Raw genomic sequence first — 19579 nt, forward strand, 5'->3', positions numbered from 1 at the left:
AGTGTACGAATCATTTTATTGAAATTTTCTCTACTGCTACACGACCTGAGAAAAAGGTTGCGCCCCCGCCCATATCGGCAATTCGATCTGGAGTTAACGTGTTGACAAGCTGTTTAGTGCCTTTTAAATCGGCCCATAAACCTTGACTTACAACCACGCCTGGTAGCACATTTTCTCCTACTGATACGACAAGTTCACATTCTCCACGTGCATTCCAAATTCGCACCATTACACCATCTTCAATCCCTAGCATCTCTGCATCTGAAACATTCATATGAAGCTTAGGATTTTTTTCTAAAGAAATATGTTTGTCATTCGTGGAAAATGTAGAATTTAAAAAATTGTGATTAGGGCCAGGTACGAATAAGAATGGAAATTCACCGTCGTCTAGCAGCGGAGTATAAGTTGGAAGTGATGGGTAACCATCATCCTTCATTTTTTGAGAATAAAGCTCTATTTTCCCGCTAGGTGTTGGAAGTTTACCAGGAAACAGAGTAGTGGATTCTGCTTTGACATAATGTTTTTCGACTACTTTTTCATAAGTGATTTCTCTTAAATAAGAATTACTTGGATGTTTTAACGCTTGACGAATCATTTCCTCTTCAGTCTCTTGAAACAGTGGATTCTCAAATTCCATCGCACTAGCTAGTAATTTAAAAACATCTACATTTGATTTTGATTCACCAAATGGCTCAATAACCGGCTGTTGAATTTGTAAATAGTGATGCCAATAAGACGTATAAAAATCAGTGTTTTCATAGGATGAGGTCGCAGGTAGAATGATGTCTGCGAAGCGCGCAGTTTCGGTTAAAAATAGATCATGGACAACAGTAAATAGATCATCTCTAGCAAGTCCACGTTGCACTTTATTAGTCTCAGGTGCAACGACAGCAGGATTACTATTGTAGACAAAAAGAGACTTTATTGGTGGATCAAGATTGAGAAGAGCGTCTCCAATCAAATTCATGTTAATCAATCGTGTATCTTTGGTTTGCAGCAAATCAGGACGTTGTAAAGCAAACGAATTATGTGCTAAATAGCCTGAATTGCCTTTAATCGCACCGCCACCTTTTACGAGCCATTGACCTGTAAGAGCAGGAAGACATGCGATGGTTCGAATGCACATTCCGCCATTATCATGATGCTGCAAACCATTTCCTATCCGAATGAAGGCAGGAGATGTTTCACCAAACATTCTTGCAAGCTTGTAAAGATCGTCGATGGATACACCGGTAATTTTAGAAACGGTGTAGGGATCATATTGACTAACATGCGCTTTTAATTCCTCATGACCGACCGTATATTGCTTCAGAAATTCATTGTCTACTAAATTTTCAGCGAACAAAATATGCATCATACCAAGAGCAAGTGCACTATCTGTTCCTGGCAAAATAGGAATAAACCAGTCTGCAAGTCTACCTGTTTGATTTTTATGTACATCAATTACTACGATCTTTGCCCCGTTTTTACGCGCTTTTTGAGCGAGAGTAATTTGGTGCATATTTGTACTAACAGCATTGATTCCCCATAAGATAATTAACTTCGAGTAAATGGTATCTTCGGGATCAATGCCTAAGCTGCCACCCATCGTATATTTGTATCCTGCAGAGCCAGCCGAGTTACAAATTGTTCGATCGAGCCTACTAGCACCTAATTGGTGAAAAAAACGTCGATCCATACTTTCTGCATTTAAAATTCCCATATTTCCATAAAAACTATAGGGAAGGATACTTTCGGGTCCATGAGACTTGATGAACTTCTTCCAATGAAAGGTAGTTGTTTCAATCGCTTCATCCCAGGTAATTCGTTCAAACTTTCCTGCACCTTTAGCACCTACTCGTTTTAGGGGATATTGCAGGCGTTTTGGATCGTAAAGTCTCTCAGTCATGTTGCGGACTTTATTGCAAATATTCCCCTTTGTAACGGGATGGTTTGGATCTCCCTCGACTTTTATTATATTACCGTCTTTTTTATGTAAAAGTAATCCGCACTGATCTGGACAATCAAGAGAGCACACGGATGGGAAGACGCCATCAGGTTGGTTAACGTAGGAAGCCATAAAACATCTCCTTTTATTTATGTATTATTTTAATTGTCGCATAATTTATCGAGAAGGGGTAGGTGAAAGACGTGGAATTTCCCAAGCGGTAGATCGTAAAAAAAGCATCAAAGAGTGTTGATACTAAAAAGGACTAAGGATAAACTTAGCAACAGAAGTAAACTTGTGCAAAATTTACCTTAAGGGGCATAAATAGTGATTTACGGAAATGAACAACAAAAACAAATCAATAAAGTGTTGGAATATATTGAAGAGAATTTAAATGAATCACTGCCACTTGAAAAGTTAGCAAAAGTCTCCACGTATTCCGCTTACCATTTTCAGCGTATATTTAAAGGAAGTGTTATGATGTAAGGTTCTCAGCAGCAGATTTGTCGTATAAAAAACAGTGTTAAATCCACAATATAATGATTATAGAATTGTTCCATAGATAAGAAGGTGAACCAAATTAACGCAAGACAACAAGAAATATTACATATTTTATTAACTCAATCAGATCAGCATTTGTTAGTCCAGGATATTGCAGAAAGAGTTGATTGTTCCGAAAAAACCATTCGCAATGATTTTAAGGCAATTGAAGAGTATATTAAAGAACATTCAAATGCTGACTTAATTCGAAAGCCAGGGTTAGGCGTATACTTAGATATCGAAGAGCTAGACAAGACAACCTTATTTAATCAGCTGCACCTAGCAAACAATCCAGTCATACATGAATCTAAAGAAAGGGTTCTCCAAATAGCTTATCAGCTTTTAATGTCCGTAAAACCAGTAACAGTTCAGGATTTTGCTTTACAGTATTTTGTGAATAAAGCGGTTATCAAAAAAGACTTGGACAAAATCGAAGAATGGCTAAAGGTTTTGAACTTAACATTAGTTTCTAAGCAAAGAGTCGGTCTAACAATAATAGGAACTGAAAAAAATAAACGAACAGCATTTTCCCGATTATATCAGTTGACCGACAATTTGACAGCCGATAATCAATTTATAAAAGAACAATTTTCATCTCATGAAGTTGAAGCAGTAAAGATTGGAATGAAAGAGCTGCAAAATCAGCACTCATTATATTTTACAGATGAAACATTTGAAAGTTTGATCATACATATACTCCTGATGATTAAGCGGATGAAACTTAAACAGCCTATTTCCATCTCAGAAAAAGAAAGATACCTTCTCCAAGGTAAGAAAGAATATGGATGGACTTCTGAATTTCTTAAAAAGCTGGAACCTGTTTTTGCATTACATTTTCCAGAAGAAGAAATCACTTATTTAGCTCTACATATATTAGGAGGTAACATTCGTTATCAACAAAGAAACGAAAGAGACAATGATTTTTATGAAAATAGCCCTTTGCTTTCAATGCTAGTGCACCTGTTAGTAAATCGAATGACCGAGTTACATATGATTGAATTCACAAAGGATCAAACCTTGTTAAGCGGGCTAAAGATTCATTTGTATACAACTTTGAATCGCCTTAATTACGGACTTACCGTATCGAATCCGATGCTAAATGATATTAAAAAAATGTATCCTTATATGTTTGATATGGTCATACACGTATTAGAAGAAATTAATCAGACTTTCGCTCTCTCAATTCCAGAAGAAGAAGCAGCCTATGTCACATTACATTTTCAAGCATCAATCGAACGGCTCAGAAGTAATAGAGAAAAAGTGAAAAATGCAGTCATCGTCTGCCATATGGGAATTGGTATGTCTCAGTTATTAAAAACTAAAATTGAGCGAAAGTTGTCTTCCATTCATATCACGGGTTGCATAGCCAAGGCAGACTTAAAAGATTATTTATCAAAATATGATGTCGATCTTGTGATATCTACTATCGATCTGCCTGAACTAAAGATTCCATATCTTGTAATTTCCCCTTTGTTAGATGCAACAGAAGAAAAGAAATTGAACCATTTTATCAAACAGGTTGAAGAACCTGTTCATCATGAATTAAAAGAATCTGTTCTTTTGAAATATACGACTCCTTTTTTAGTTTTTTTACAGCAAGATACAGAACATCGTTATGAATTAATCGAAATGCTTGCTAACTCCTTGTATGAAAAAGGGTATGTGGAAAAAGAATATGCACATAGTGCTATTAATAGGGAAATAATGTCATCGACAACTATTGGTGCAGGCATTGCTATTCCACACGGAACCCCCAAACTGATCAAGCAGTCAGCGATTGCAATTGCTACTTTAAAAAAACCAATTAAATGGGGATCAGAGAAAGTAACACTCGTATTTATGCTCGCAATTAAAAATGATGAGCATGTAGAGACAAGACAACTATTTGGTGAATTATCCTTTATAAGCGAACATCCTGCTTTCATTCAATCTCTCATTAAAGAAAAAGACAAAATGAACTTTTTATCTTGTTTGCATGATAAAAGGTAGCATAATTCTCATTGTTTTTTCCTATCAAGGATAAAAAACAATATTTCCGGAAACTGCGGTAAAAACTTAAACTTTTATCCTTATTATTTCGCGGTATAGTGTGTATGTAAGCGATTGCGATATTAATTTAGGAGGATTAGAAATGAAGATATTAGCGATAACATCCTGTCCAAACGGGATTGCTCATACTTATATGGCTGCAGAAAATCTTCAAAAAGCGGCAAACAAGTTGGGAGTTCAAATGAAAGTTGAAACCCAAGGCTCGATCGGGGTAGAAAATGAATTTACTGAGAAGGATATTCGTGAAGCGGACGGCATTATCATTGCAGCTGATAAAACAGTCAATAAAGATCGATTTATCGGCAAAAAGGTGTTAGTTGTTGGTGTTCAGGAAGGGATTCGTAAGCCTGAAGAATTAATTAATAAAGTAAGCGGTGACGTACCTGTGTACCAATCATCAAATTCTATAGAAAATAGTAATACAAAAAAACAAAACCCAATTTACCGACATTTAATGAATGGTGTTTCTTATATGATTCCATTCATAGTGATTGGTGGGTTATTGATTGCGATTGCATTAACAATAGGAGGAGAAAAGACTCCTGGAGGTTTGGTGATTCCGGATGATTCATTCTGGAAAACAATCGAAAAACTCGGTGGAGCCTCATTTACATTCATGATTCCAATCCTGGCAGGGTTCATTGCAGTTAGTATTGCAGATAGACCTGGTTTAGCTCCTGGTATGATTGGCGGATATATTGCAGCAAATGGCAGTTTTTACGGAAGTGAAGCTGGTGCAGGCTTTATCGGAGGTATTATCGCAGGTTTCTTGGCAGGGTATGTAGCCTTAGGTATTAAAAAACTAAAAGTACCAAAAGCCATTCAGCCTATTATGCCAATTATCATCATTCCAGTATTTGCGTCACTTATTGTCGGACTCATATTTGTTTATATTCTTGGAGCACCTGTTGCACAAGTTTTCGAATCATTAACAGCATGGTTAGCAAGTATGCAAGGTACAAGTTCGATCCTTTTAGCATTGATTTTAGGTGCAATGATTTCCTTTGATATGGGCGGTCCTGTAAATAAAGTTGCCTTCCTTTTCGGGTCTTCAATGATTGCTGAAGGAAACTATGAAATCATGGGTCCAATTGCAGTTGCAATCTGTATTCCACCTATTGGAATGGGACTTGCTACGTTCTTAGGTAAGAGAAAATTCCAACCGGCAGAAAGAGAAGCTGGAAAAGCGTCATTTACAATGGGGTTATTCGGAATCACAGAAGGGGCAATCCCGTTTGCAGCTCAAGATCCACTTCGTGTCATTCCTAGTATTATGGCCGGATCTATGACTGGTTCAGTTATCGCGATGCTTGGACATGTTGGAGATAAAGTTGCACATGGAGGACCGATCGTTGCCGTACTTGGAGCTGTGGATAATGTTGTAATGTTCTTTATCGCCGTTATTGCAGGTGCGCTTGTAACAGCCCTTTTAGTTAATATCTTAAAAAGAGATGTTCAAAAATCCGATATCCCTGAAACAACAGAAGTTCAAGAAATGCAAGAGGTACCTCAAAAAACACATCAAAAAGAGGTAATCAAAACAGCTAATGCAGAAATTAAAAAAATAACAGATATTACCAGTTTAGAGCTAATAGACATAAACTTAAGTGGATCAACACGTGATGATGTTATTGATGAAATGATACAAAAATTAGATGATGCTGGAGCATTAAGTTCAACATCAGAATTCAAGCAGTCAATACTAAACCGAGAACAAGAAAGCTCAACAGGAATTGGTATGAACATTGCTATCCCTCACGGAAAATCAATAGCCGTAAAAAAACCTAGCGTCGTTTTTGGGCTTAAAAAAGGTGGGGTAGACTGGAAAAGCCTTGATGGTACAGATGCGAAGCTGATTTTCATGATTGCTGTTCCTAAAGATAGTGATGGGAATGAACATTTGAAAATCCTTCAAATGCTTTCTCGTAAACTGATGGATGAAATCTATAGAGAACAATTATTAGCTATTAAAACAAAAGAGGAAGCATTTCAGCTATTAGAATCGATTGAATAAGAAAGGAGAGCCCTTTTTCCCATCACAAATGGAAAAAAGGGCTAAAATTCTTGCTTTACTTTGAGAGCAAAAACTCCTTGGGTATTTTGGTGAGCAAACTTATATTTCATGCATTTGAAGGATTCCAGGGTTTAACCATTAAGCAAGAGAGTGGAATTTCCTTCAGTTTTTTTATATTTCCTGATTTACCAGCCTTATCTAATAGTAATAAATTCCTATTAAATTGAAAGAGAAATTTCTTTCTGTAATCAAATGGAAACTTATAATAACTAATGAACAACTTTATCTACAATAGCGAGTTGCATACAATCATCTATGATTACAATAATAGAATGATAGAATAGCATTAATGAACGGTAATCAACTTTAATTGGATCATTAAAAAGACATTTTAATAGTAGGAAATAAGAGGACCTGTAAACTAGTGTTCTTTCTTCATGCCATCAGAATTTATATGAATTTTAAACTCAGTATGCGTTTCTGAATCCAGCTCCGACGCACTTATTCATACAAAGACACAACGTACATCAGACATAAAACTGATATACTGCGATTTAAGAATAATTTAGAAAGGTCGACTATAATAGATAGATGGGTAAAAGAGGGGAATGAAAAATAAGAAAAGCGCAAAACAAAAACTAAGTACAAAAAACTTATACTTTCTTATCTTTTTAAAATGAAATGTGTAAGAATTATCTAAAAGGAAAAGATAAACTAAGTAAGTAAGTAAGTAAGTAAGTACTCGTATTATTAGTCATAGAATGCCTATGATTTTTGTTTTATGTAAAAGAAAAAACTAGGATACAAAAAGACAAAAGAAGAAAAGGAGATATGATGACAAAGAGAGAAGAAATAATAGAAACAGGATGGAACTTAGACAACAGTTATGCCCGTCTGCCGAAATCATTTTTTACTAGCCTCAACCCAACCCCTGTACGTTCACCGAAGTTGATCATTCTCAATTTTCCGTTGGCAAAATCCCTGGGGTTGAACGTCCAGTCGCTGCAAAGCGAAGATGGTGTAGCGGTGCTTGCTGGCAACCGGATTCCTGAAGGCGCTTTGCCGCTTGCTCAAGCTTACGCAGGGCATCAATTCGGACATTTCAACATGTTAGGGGACGGCCGAGCGGTGCTGCTAGGCGAACAGATAACGCCCCTAGGTGAGCGGGGTGATATTCAGCTCAAGGGTCCAGGTAGAACGCCATACTCCCGTGGGGGCGACGGTCGAGCATCACTTGGGCCGATGCTGCGCGAATACATCATCAGCGAAGCAATGCATGCGCTTGGAATTCCCACCACACGTAGTCTAGCAGTGGTGACAACAGGTGAATCGGTAATCCGCGAGACTGACCTACCTGGTGCAATTCTGACCCGTGTGGCTGCTAGTCATCTGCGGGTCGGAACCTTTCAATACGTTTCTCAATGGGGCACAGTTGAGAATCTCCAGGTCCTTGCTGACTATACAATAGAGCGTCATTACCCAGACGTTGACGCTGATGAGAGCCGATATCTTTCGCTACTTCAGGAAGTGATCAAGCGTCAGGCTGCGTTGATTGCCAAATGGCAACTGGTTGGCTTTATTCACGGGGTGATGAACACCGACAACATGACTATTAGTGGAGAAACCATTGACTATGGTCCTTGTGCCTTCATGGATACCTATGACCCGGCAACGGTATTCAGTTCCATTGACACCCAAGGCCGCTATGCCTATGGCAATCAGCCGCCTATTGCCGGGTGGAATCTTGCGCGATTTGCTGAAACCCTATTGCCACTGCTGCATGACGATCAGGAGCAGGCTGTTAAACTCGCCCAGAATGCGATTTCAGATTTTACTGAGTTGTATCACAGTAATTGGCTCGCAGGAATGAGAGCAAAACTAGGAATATTTAACGAAGAGGTACAGGATGAATCTCTTATTGAAAACCTTCTCAGTATGATGCAGAAGTATCGTGTGGACTATACCAATACCTTCCGCGCATTAACTTTTGAAAGACATGAGGATACGGTCCTGTTTGGGACCCCAGAATTTAGTCAGTGGCATGAGCTGTGGCAAGCGAGACTAGGCAGGCAGCAGGAATCGAAAGACTCTTCGCATCAGTTAATGCAAAGCAGTAATCCTGCGCTAATCCCTCGGAACCACCAGGTAGAAGCCGCACTAGAAGCAGCAGTGAAACAGGGAGACTACAGCGTGATGGAGCGGCTTCTTAATGTTCTATCAAGCCCCTACGCGCACTCCCCCGAACAGGCTGATTACTCTACGCTGCCTGCGCAATCAACCCGTCCTTACCGAACTTTTTGCGGTACATGATTTAGAAGTAGTAGGGAGGGCACTTTCTACGTATCCACCTTTTAGACTAACTTTAATAAAAAGCCGTTTTTGGATAGTAGAATGAATTAAGTTGATGAATTTGGAGGGATTTCTCTAATACACATGTCAAATTAGTACTAATACAGAAAATTAACGGACTACCTTACTTTTTAATCATACTTTTTAAAAATAACGTGTCTTGAAAAGGCTAATTGTTAAGAAGTTTTTACTTAATGTGAAAAGCGGATTCCTCGGTATAGTAGGAATTCGCTTTTTTTACTTCCTATGCTCCAGAAGTACATTCAAAATACTTTACCAGCAGATCTAGAGTGGACAAAGAAAATATGAGGGGAATATAATCAGGTTAAAAGAGATAAAGAAATTTCAATTTAAATGGCTTGAATTTGCTAGAGACGATTCTTTGAAACTGTAGAAGGGAAGAGATCAGATGGAAATTTTATTAACTGCACATAACCCTGACTGGAAAATACAATTTCAACAAGAAAAATTATCCTTATTAGATGCCTTAAAGAATTTGAGCCCCGAAATAGAGCATGTTGGAAGCACGTCTGTTGAAAACTTAGCAGCTAAACCAATTATCGACATTATGATCGGTGTACACACTGAACATGAGTTAGAATCAGTTGTAGAATTATTAAAACCTCAGCCATATGTTTATAAAGAAATTTACAATGAAGAACTGCCGTTTCGGCGTTTTTTTGTTGGTCTAAAAGAGGAGTACATTCATCAATTTCCGAAAGAAATGACCAAACTGAACAACGTTGAAATACCTCACGAATACAGAACATCACACCTCCATGTTGTACCGATTCAAAGTCAATGGTGGGAGGATCATCTTCTGTTTCGAGATCATCTCCGTGAAAATCCAGAAGATCGTCTTGAATATGAAAAAGTAAAAAAACAACTTTCCACAGAAACTTGGGAAAACGGAAATGAATATGCTGAAGCGAAAACAGGATGCATACAAACAATATTAAAAAAAGCCAAAGAAAATAAGCGAACTCATACCTAAAGAAAGTGTAGTAGATGAAAAGTGAATTATAGATATTGGCATACAGAGAACCACCTAAAGAACTTCACGCCATTTTTGAAGCACAATGATTAAATAAAAAACTGAAAATATGGTTACATGAAAAGCTTAGTGACTGCTAAGCTTTTTCTGATGGAATTTTTGCTTTACTAGCAATTTTCAGGATAAATAAAACACTTATAAAGAATATTTTTTCTATCTCACAAATAGGATAATCATTGGTGAAACATATCCGTCTCAGCCTGTAGTCTCATAAACCTCATCCTATGGAAGTAGGTGAAATTAATTAATTAGTAGTAAATTTTTAAAAATTGCGATAAATGACTAGAATTTTATTTCGAAACTCGATATATTAGTAACTACCTTGTAAATATTTTCATGTCACATCAAGGTAAAGGGGTAAAAGGAGGGGAAAATGTGGAGACATTTAAAAAACTGAAAGATTTTTATTGGCCATATAAAAATGAGTTTTTATGGTCATTGTTATTCATGCTCGTTGTAACGGCCATTACGGTTACGTATCCAGTCGTTTTACAGATTACAATTGATGATATTATCTTGGATGAGCAATTCGAATATGTACCCTGGGTGGCGTTAGGGTTTATCGCGATTATGACCATTAAAGGGTTTACCACTTATTTTCAACAGTACTTAGGTGATATGTTTGGGATTAAGTCTGTTTATCGCCTCAGAAACGAATTATATGAAAAATTACAGCGCCTCCCATTCCGCTATTATGATAATGCGAAAACAGGAGATTTAATGTCAAGATTAACGGCAGATGTAGAAGGATTTCGTTTTTTCTTATCGTTTGGAATCGCAGAACTTATTCGCTTCTTTTTACTAATTGCGATCAGTCTTTGCGTTATGTTCTACTACTCTGTGCCCTTAACATTTGTCACGATTGCTGCACTGCCTTTCCTAGCGATTGTTGTGTACCGCTTCGACAAACGAGTCCATCCAGCTTTCCGTGGAATTCGCAAGTCCTTTGGAAAACTAAACACAAATGTTCAAGAAAACATAAGCGGAATTCATACAGTGAAATCACTATCACGTGAAGGGTTTGAAATTTCTAAATTTAATGCTTCGAATGATGACTATAAGCAAAGATATTTAGAAACTTCGGATGTATGGGCAAAGTTCTTTCCGCTCATGGAATTCATCGGAAATATATGTGTGGTTGCACTGCTTTCCTATGGTGGCTTTCTGGTTATGAATGGAGATGTACAGCCAGGGGAACTTGTCGCATTCTTCAGCTTAGTTTGGTACATTATGTGGCCAATCATGAACTTAGGATTTGTGATTAACTTATTTTCTCAAGCTAAAGCTTCAGGGGAACGATTACTTGAAATACTAGAGGCTGATGAAGAAATTACAGATGCAAATCAAACAGTTTCGATAAGTAAGCTGAACGGACATGTCACGTTTAAAGACGTTTCGCTGAAGTACAATGAAGAAGACTCAACGGCGCTAGAGGATATTTCTTTTGATGCACCAACTGGAAAAACAATCGGGTTAATTGGTGCAACTGGCTCAGGTAAAACAAGTCTAACACAGTTAATGACAAGGTTTTATGAGCCAACAAAGGGTGAGGTTTTAATTGATGGTCGCAAAATTGAGGACTATTCACTGAAAACGTTACGATTAAGTATCGGAGTTGTTTTACAGGAGTCCTTTTTATTTTCAACGACGATTAAGTCTAATATATCATATGGGCGACCTGAGGCAACGATGGAAGAAATCATTGATGCAGCAAAAAGAGCACAAGCACATGAATTTATTATCGAGCTACCAGATGGGTACGACACGATGCTTGGTGAGCGTGGAATGGGGCTATCTGGTGGGCAAAAGCAGCGAATTGCAATTGCACGTGCGATTTGTGTAAACCCTAGCATTTTAATTCTCGATGACTCAACGAGTGCTGTGGATATGGATACGGAGTTCCATATTCAAAAAGATCTAAAAGAAGTGATGAAGGGTCGAACGACGTTTATTATTGCACACCGCATTTCTTCTTTAAAGCACGCCGATGAAATCATCGTTCTTGAGAACGGAAAAGTAGTTGAACGAGGAACACATGATGAATTAGTACTAAAAGAGGGACCTTATAAACGAATTTATGACATACAATACAAAGATCATCAAGCAGTATTGCAGTCAAGTGCGGGGTAGGTGAAAAGGATGAAAGAAAGTCAAAAGAAAAATCTGATTCGAAGTAGGTTTTACTATTCAGCGGATCAAGTCATCGAAAAGCCTTTTAACTGGCGACAAATGGGCCGATTATTTAGTTACTTAAAGCCATATTCAAAAACGCTGTTGCCACTTTCTTTTTTAACGGTGATTATTGGAACGATCGTTAGACTCGTCGTGCCAATCTTAATTGGTGTATACACATTGGATTATGCCATTGCAAACAAAGATATGGATCTATTAACGATCTTAGTCTTGTCAATTGCAGGGTTATATTTTTTATCCTACCTGGCAAACACCTTTCGAATTCGCTGGATGAATATGTTAGGACAGAATGTTATTTATGACTTAAGACAGCATTTGTTCACACATGTACAATCATTGTCACATCGTTTTTTTGATCAACGTTCGGCAGGATCAATCCTTGTGAGGATAATGAACGATATTAACTCGCTACAAGAGCTCTTTACGAGCGGTGTTATTAATCTATTAATGGATTTTTTACTGTTAATCGGAGTTTTCATTATTCTATTCACTCTAAGTCCAGAATTAACGATTGCGATCATGGTTATCTTGCCAGTGATGTTTTTTATTTCAACAAGTCTACGGAAAAAAATTCGCCGTTCTTGGCAAATGGTTCGCTTAAAGCAATCAAAACTCAATTCTCACTTAAACGAGTCGATTCAAGGAATTCGCGTGACACAATCGTTTACGCAGGAGAAGGAAAACATTGACTTTTTTGATGGAGTGAACACGGAGACCTTTGAAAGCTGGCGCGATGCTACCCAAAAGAATGCAATGTTTAGACCTTTCGTTGAAATGACAAATGCGGTTGGAACAGCAATTCTGATTTGGTATGGAGCAAGTTTAATTGCAAACGATACGATAACAATCGGTGTATTCGTTTCATTTGCCTTTTATTTAGGAATGTTCTGGGAGCCGATTTCCAGGCTAGGTCAAGTGTACAACCAATTGTTGATGGGAATGGCTTCATCAGAACGAATTTTTGAATTCTTAGATGAAAAGCCGATCGTATCGCAAGCAGAAAATGCCGTTATACTTGATGATATGAAAGGGAAGATTGATTTTGAGAATGTAGAGTTTTCATATGATACAACTCGCATTGCTTTAAACGGTGTATCATTTGGAATTGAAGCAGGTCAAACTGTGGCTCTTGTTGGTCATACGGGTTCTGGGAAAACAACTATTGCGAACTTGATCAGTCGATTTTACGATGCGACAGGCGGAGTCGTGAAAATCGATCATCATCCGATTAAGGACCTTTCAATCGAAAGCTTGCGTGCACAAATTAGTGTAGTACTGCAAGATACGTTTATTTTTTCAGGAACAATTATGGAAAATATCCGTTTCGGACGACCGGATGCAACGAACGATGAAATCATCTCTGCTGCCAAAGCAGTTGGTGCTCATGAGTTTATTTTAGAGCTTTCAAATGGGTATGAAACAGAAGTAGAAGAACGTGGAAACATTTTATCAGTTGGAGAACGTCAATTATTGTCTTTCGCAAGGGCGTTGCTAGCCAATCCAAGAATTCTCATTTTAGATGAAGCAACCGCAAGTATTGATACAGAGTCTGAAATGAAAATTCAACAGGCCTTAAAAGAGCTGTTGAAAGGTCGAACAGCAATCATGATTGCTCACCGTCTTTCAACGATTCGAGAGGCCGATAAAATTATCGTTCTCGACCACGGTAATATTATGGAACAGGGAAATCACGCCGAGCTTATGGAGAGCAAAGGGATTTATTATGAGCTGGTAAAAGCACAGTTTAGAATGCTGGATGTAGGTTAAATAGTAGATGCCGGTCTCTCAATGGGATCGGTTATTTTTGATTAGAGATCATTCTAATGATTAGAATTTTGCTGATTTTTGTCGACTGGCTTATAGAACGCTCGAATTGGCTTATAGAATAGTAAATTCAGCTTATAGAAGTGAAAATTTGGCACATAGAAATGTAAAGATCGCTTATAGAAGTGGCGGAGTCGCTCATATGATTTGCGAATTTGCTACTAGAAAGTGAGTATCGGTAAATTAGATTGGAGATGATCAGCTAAACGAGCACTTTTTCATAAAAAATAAACGATTCGTCTATAATACCCCAGACTTTTACCTATATTTTGTGAAAAACGTCGAGATTAATAAGATTATAAACTGTTTAATCGCTGTTAGCCGATTAATACTCGAGGAAAGAGGAAACGATGGTATAAGATAAGAGGTAACTGAGAAATACGGGGGAGTTTTATGACACGAATAACCGCAATCGATGGCTCGAGAATTTCAAATTTTTTATGGTTTCAGCGAGATCCTTTAAGTTTTCTTCTGCATGCCTCTAAACTCGGAGACATGGTTTCAATTGAAGCAAGTAAAAAATATCCAACCTATGTCGTAAGTGCACCAGATTTAATTAAAGAAATTCTAGTGACAAAAGATAAGTATTTTGAAAAGGGCAGGGCAGCTTCAATTCTTTCTCGAACTGTAGGGAATGGACTGCTAACGTCTGAAGGTGAAACACACCGCAGGCAGCAGAAAATGATACGACCTGCATTTTATAAAGAGCATCTCCTACACTATGCAAATAAAATTGTCCAAAAAGCGAATGCAACTGATTTTCAGGTTGAAAAAGAATTTAATATGAGTCAACGGATGATGGAGCTTACACTAGAAATCATCACGGTTACGATGTTTGGAAAAGAAGTTGGGGAGAAAAAAGCTGAAATTGCCGAGTCAGTTGATACCATCATTTATCAAGCAGCAAAAACTCTCTTTTCACCTTTGCCAATTCCATTCAAGTTTCCCACACCTGGAAATCGCAAACATCATCAATCCAATGAAAAGATAAATGAGTTTATCTATCAACTTATATCCGATCAAAAGAAAACAGGTGCAACAAAGGATACGTTACTTCATATGCTTCTTGCTACTACATATGAAAACGGGGAATCGCTCCCAGAGGAGGAAATTCGTGATCAATTAGTAACAATGCTACTAGCTGGGCATGAAACAACAGCCACTGCTTTAACATGGGCGTGGTATTTGTTAGCAAAGCATCCTGAGATTGAAGAGAAATTTCATGAAGAGTTAACGAATAAGCTCGGAGGTAGACAGCCAACATTTGAGGATGTTCGGGACCTTCCATACACTGAAACAATTTTTCAAGAAACGATTCGCCTCTATCCACCTGCATGGATCATTTTAAGAGAAAGTTTGTCAGAGGTTGAGGTTGGAGGGGATACGTATCCGCGGAAAACGACGTTTATGATTAGCCCTTTTGCGATCCACCGAAAGCCGCCTTATTTTGACGAAGCCGAAAAGTTCTTGCCAGAACGTTTTATGGATCATCCCTCCCCACCTACTTTTTCCTATTTTCCATTTAGTGGAGGACCCCGTGCTTGTATTGGGAGTAACTTCGCAATGATGGAAGCTATTCTGATCCTTGCTACAATTGGACAGAAATACCGATTTAGATTGGTTGAACCTCAAGATATCGAGCTTGTCCCCCTTGTTTCATTGAGAGTGAAGGGGGGATTGAATATGGTTGCAAACAGCAGATAACGATGTGGTTATCTGTTTTTTTCATTGTTTAGCGTACTATGTCAAATACTATTTCTTGGATTTTGTGCATGCCGAACACTTTTTTTATCTCATAGCTTTCTAATTAAATTTATAGATAGATCTAGTCGATAAACATTATGAGGGGAAATTATTTCTAATTAAAAATTAGCATTTTATGAAACTATTTTAAATACAATTCGTAATACTGGTATTACATATAAAAATTGGAGGTATTTGGTTATGAAAAATACAAACCATACAACAGAAACAACAGCAAAACCATCTTTAATCGGGATGTTTTTAAGCCCAACCTTACAGTTTGACAGAATGAGAGAAAGGCCGACCATTTGGTTGCCATTGATTATTGTTACCGTAATAGGAGTAATCACTGGTTTATTAGTTGCAACAGGTATGGGTGATGCGGCATTAGAGGACCTAGGATTATCTGGGGCAGAGGCACAGACGGCACAAATGTTTACTATGCTACTTGCAGGAATCGGTAGTTTGATCTTCATACCCGTCGGCTTTCTCATCTATTCGTTAATACTGCTTGCAATTATAAAAATTGCAGGATCTGAAGCGACGTTTAAGCAACTGTTTTCTCTTACGATTTTCACAACATTTATCACAACAATTGGCCAACTTTTAAATGCAATTATTAATTTGTCTTTGGGAAGTGATTCTGTTTACTTCGTTACTGGCCTTAATAGCTTAGTAGGAGCAGAAGGTGCACTTGGTGGCTTTTTAAACACGATTGAGGTTTTCAGTATTTGGGGCTATGTCTTAATCGGCATGGGGCTTCACAAAGTTGCACAACTATCAAAACCAGCCTCAATTATAATTGCTATTATCTTCTTTGTTTTGGCATGTATTATGGCAGCAGCAGGTGGAGCACTTGAAGGGATGTCACAATTCTAATGAAAAAAAAGATTTGGATTTCAATAACAGTCGTTAGTATCCTCACGATTTTCATCGGAGCTAACGTCTTCAAAGCAATGAGCAAAGAAGAACTAACAGTCAAAACAGTAAGTATTGAAGAGCGAGAGATCACCGGAAATGTCATGGTGCCTGGAACTCTTGAATTAGCTAATCAGGAATTTGTCTACCATGAACCTGAAAAAGGGACAATTGCGGAACTGCTTGTCGAAAAAGGGGACTCTATTAAAGAGGGCACTCCGCTGATCCGTTATGAAAACGAGCAAATGGTACTCGAAAAAGAACAAAATGCCTTATCAATAGAATCTAGTTATCTGAGAATCAACCAAGTTAAAAATCAACTAGCAGACATGGAAGATAAAGAAGATGATTTAGAAGAGCAGGTCGGGAAAAAAGAAGCGGCTAAAACAATTGATGCAGAAAGAGATCAGCTAAAGGTTGAACAAAAAATGGCCGATATCGAACTGAGACAACTACTACTTCAAAAGGAAACAATTGAAAAGCAATTAGCAAATCTTGAAGTGAAAAGTGAAACAGCTGGAACGGTTTTAGCCGTTAACGAGGAAGCTGCTACAAATATAAACCAGGCGGGAAGTCCACTTCTACATATCGGAAATGTGGATCAGCTATTAGTCGAAGCTGTCATATCTGAATACGATTCTTTAAAGGTAAAAGAAGCACAAACTGTTGTTCTTCGTTCCGACGTTGTACCTGATAAAGAGTGGAAAGGGAAGATAACGATGGTTGGACTTCTTCCACAACAGGATCAGGCAGCAATGGGCGTGGAAGATACAGCCATAGAATATCCAATTGAGGTAGCAATTGACGGAAAAGGTATTGAAGCTAAACCTGGATTTAAGTTAATTATGGAGATTGAAAGAGATAAAAGAACTGTTCCAACAATACCTGTTGGCGCCGTAAAACAAGATGGTGAAGAATACTTTGTCTTTACTGTAGAAGATGGAAAAGCGTCTCGAAAGGTCGTTAAAGTTGGCGTAACAAGTGATGAATTAATGGAAGTGAATGAGGGGCTTAAAAAGGAAGATACGGTGATTACAAATCCAACAAACGACCTTCAGGATGGGACGGAAGTGACCGTGAAATGATTCAGCTTACCGGGATTACCAAAAGCTACAAAATCGGTCAAGAAACACTCGACGTCTTGAAGGACATTACACTAGAAATTCAGCAAGGTGAGTTTGTTGCCATTATGGGCCCATCAGGTTCCGGGAAGTCAACATTAATGAATTTAATTGGCTGTTTAGATAGTCCGACAATAGGGTCATATTTGCTTGGATCCGAAGATGTATCAATGTACAAAGATGATGAGCTTGCAAAGGTGCGGAATCTTTCGATAGGTTTTGTTTTTCAACAGTTTCAACTCCTTCCAAGACTGAGTGCATTGAGAAATGTCGAGCTCCCAATGGTTTATGCAGGAGTCGGAAAAAAAGAGCGAGAAGAACGAGCAAAACAAGCCCTGGAGAAAGTAGGGCTTGGTGATCGGATGAATCATCTTCCTAATGAACTTTCTGGAGGACAAAAGCAGCGTGTAGCGATAGCACGATCTATTGTAAATAATCCAAAATTGATTCTTGCAGATGAACCAACTGGTGCGTTAGACACAAAAACGAGTGTTTCGATTATGGAACAATTCACGTCTTTAAATAAAGAAGGAACAACCGTTATTTTAGTTACACACGAACCCGAAGTTGCTGAGTACGCAAAACGTATCATCATGGTTCGAGATGGACTAATCATGTCGGGTCAAGATGGGCGGAGGGAAGAGCAACATGAGCACCTTTGAAAATTTGCGCATGGCACTTACATCTGTTCTGGCCCATAAAATGCGCTCCATCTTAACGATGCTTGGGATTATCATTGGTGTTGCTTCGGTCATAGTCGTTGTAGCTATCGGTCAAGGTGGCGAACAGTTGCTAAAAACATCCATTACAGGACCAGGGAACACGATTGAAGTATATTACGAACCAAGTGAAGAAGAATTAAGCTCGAATCCTAATGCCTATATGAACGCCACCTTCACCGGGGATGATATTCGTGCATTAAGTGAAATTCCCGAGGTGGAAAAGGTTGTAGCAACAAGCTCTGAGTATATGGCAACACGCTATAAAGAAGAATCATTGGATACAAGTATCACTGGAATTAATCAAGCGTATGTTGAGGTGAATAAGTTAGCAATTGATTCCGGAAGAAGTTTTATGGAAGCGGATTTCATAAGTGGTAATCGTGTTGGATTAATAAGTTTTGAAATGAAAGAAGAAATGTTTAAAGAACAAAGCCCTATAGGTGAGGTCGTTTGGGTTGGAGGACAGCCAATAGAAATTATCGGAGTTCTCGAAAAACCATCAGGCTTGTTTGCATTCGGTACGATGGAAGTATATCTACCCTGGAACACGTACCGAGCAACCTTTGGGAAAAACGACTACAACCAAGTTACACTTCAAGCAACTAGTGCTGACGAAATGAAGGAAGCTGGGGATAAAGCGACAGCATCATTAAACACGTTACATAATACAGATGATTCCTATCAAGTTTTTAATTTTGAAGAAATGGCAGAAGGAATTGGACAAATCACAACAATTATGACGCTGATTATCAGTTCAATTGCAGGTATTTCTCTTATCGTTGGCGGAATTGGTGTTATGAATATTATGCTTGTATCTGTAACAGAGCGAACAAGAGAAATCGGAATTCGTAAAGCACTAGGGGCAACAAAACGTCAAATTTTAACACAGTTTCTCATTGAATCAGTGACACTGACATTAATTGGAGGAATTATTGGGATCATCCTAGGAGCTGTGGCAGCGACAGTTGTATCGTTCTTTGCAGGCTGGCCATCGCTAGTTTCATGGCAAGTTGTCATAGGTGGATTGCTATTCTCGATGATCATTGGCATCGTTTTTGGTATGCTTCCTGCTAATAAAGCTGCACGATTAAATCCGATTGACTCATTACGTTACGAGTAAATTTG

General features: G+C 38.2%; 13 protein-coding genes. 12 read left to right on the plus strand and 1 reads right to left on the minus strand.

Annotated elements, in window-relative coordinates:
* Positions 1-10: 10 nt before the first annotated feature.
* Positions 11-2059 (minus strand): molybdopterin oxidoreductase family protein, encoded by a 2049-nt coding sequence (locus ACFFIX_RS04725; protein ID WP_378931030.1) that lies wholly within the window; start codon positions 2057-2059, stop codon positions 11-13.
* 195 nt (positions 2060-2254) lie between these two features.
* Between ACFFIX_RS04725 and ACFFIX_RS04730 the strand changes: the two genes are divergently transcribed.
* From ACFFIX_RS04730 to ACFFIX_RS04785, 12 genes are all read left to right on the plus strand, one after another.
* Positions 2255-2413, plus strand: coding sequence for a hypothetical protein (locus tag ACFFIX_RS04730; RefSeq protein ID WP_378931032.1), 159 nt, complete (start codon positions 2255-2257; stop codon positions 2411-2413).
* A gap of 93 nt (positions 2414-2506) precedes the next feature.
* Complete coding sequence (locus ACFFIX_RS04735; protein WP_378931192.1) at positions 2507-4456, plus strand: BglG family transcription antiterminator; 1950 nt, start codon at positions 2507-2509, stop codon at positions 4454-4456.
* A 142-nt stretch (positions 4457-4598) separates the two neighbouring features.
* Complete coding sequence (locus ACFFIX_RS04740) at positions 4599-6530, plus strand: fructose-specific PTS transporter subunit EIIC (protein ID WP_378931034.1); 1932 nt, start codon at positions 4599-4601, stop codon at positions 6528-6530.
* Between the two features lie 834 nt (positions 6531-7364).
* The gene (locus ACFFIX_RS04745; RefSeq protein WP_378931194.1) at positions 7365-8840 is read left to right on the plus strand and encodes a protein adenylyltransferase SelO; all 1476 of its coding nucleotides are present in this window, start codon (positions 7365-7367) and stop codon (positions 8838-8840) included.
* Between the two features lie 448 nt (positions 8841-9288).
* Positions 9289-9873: a GrpB family protein gene (locus ACFFIX_RS04750; RefSeq protein WP_378931037.1), complete on the plus strand. Its 585-nt coding sequence runs from the start codon at positions 9289-9291 to the stop codon at positions 9871-9873.
* 435 nt (positions 9874-10308) lie between these two features.
* Positions 10309-12063, plus strand: coding sequence for an ABC transporter ATP-binding protein (locus ACFFIX_RS04755; RefSeq protein WP_378931039.1), 1755 nt, complete (start codon positions 10309-10311; stop codon positions 12061-12063).
* A gap of 9 nt (positions 12064-12072) precedes the next feature.
* On the plus strand, positions 12073-13893 hold the full coding sequence (locus tag ACFFIX_RS04760) for an ABC transporter ATP-binding protein (protein WP_378931041.1): 1821 nt from the start codon (positions 12073-12075) through the stop codon (positions 13891-13893).
* A 450-nt stretch (positions 13894-14343) separates the two neighbouring features.
* Positions 14344-15654: a cytochrome P450 gene (locus tag ACFFIX_RS04765; RefSeq protein ID WP_378931043.1), complete on the plus strand. Its 1311-nt coding sequence runs from the start codon at positions 14344-14346 to the stop codon at positions 15652-15654.
* Positions 15655-15894: 240 nt separating this feature from the next.
* The gene (yknW, locus tag ACFFIX_RS04770; protein WP_378931045.1) at positions 15895-16572 is read left to right on the plus strand and encodes a YknW family membrane protein; all 678 of its coding nucleotides are present in this window, start codon (positions 15895-15897) and stop codon (positions 16570-16572) included.
* The gene (locus tag ACFFIX_RS04775; RefSeq protein ID WP_378931047.1) at positions 16572-17696 is read left to right on the plus strand and encodes an efflux RND transporter periplasmic adaptor subunit; all 1125 of its coding nucleotides are present in this window, start codon (positions 16572-16574) and stop codon (positions 17694-17696) included. Before yknW ends, ACFFIX_RS04775 begins: the two co-directional genes overlap by 1 nt.
* A complete protein-coding gene (locus ACFFIX_RS04780; protein WP_378931049.1) occupies positions 17693-18394 on the plus strand; it encodes an ABC transporter ATP-binding protein in 702 nt (233 codons plus the stop codon). The genes ACFFIX_RS04775 and ACFFIX_RS04780 overlap by 4 nt, the downstream gene beginning before the upstream one ends.
* The gene (locus ACFFIX_RS04785; protein WP_378931051.1) at positions 18381-19574 is read left to right on the plus strand and encodes an ABC transporter permease; all 1194 of its coding nucleotides are present in this window, start codon (positions 18381-18383) and stop codon (positions 19572-19574) included. The genes ACFFIX_RS04780 and ACFFIX_RS04785 overlap by 14 nt, the downstream gene beginning before the upstream one ends.
* The last annotated feature ends 5 nt before the right edge of the window (positions 19575-19579 follow it).

It is taken from the genome of Metabacillus herbersteinensis (genome assembly GCF_042433335.1).
Classification (GTDB): Bacteria; Bacillota; Bacilli; order Bacillales; family Bacillaceae; genus Metabacillus; species Metabacillus herbersteinensis.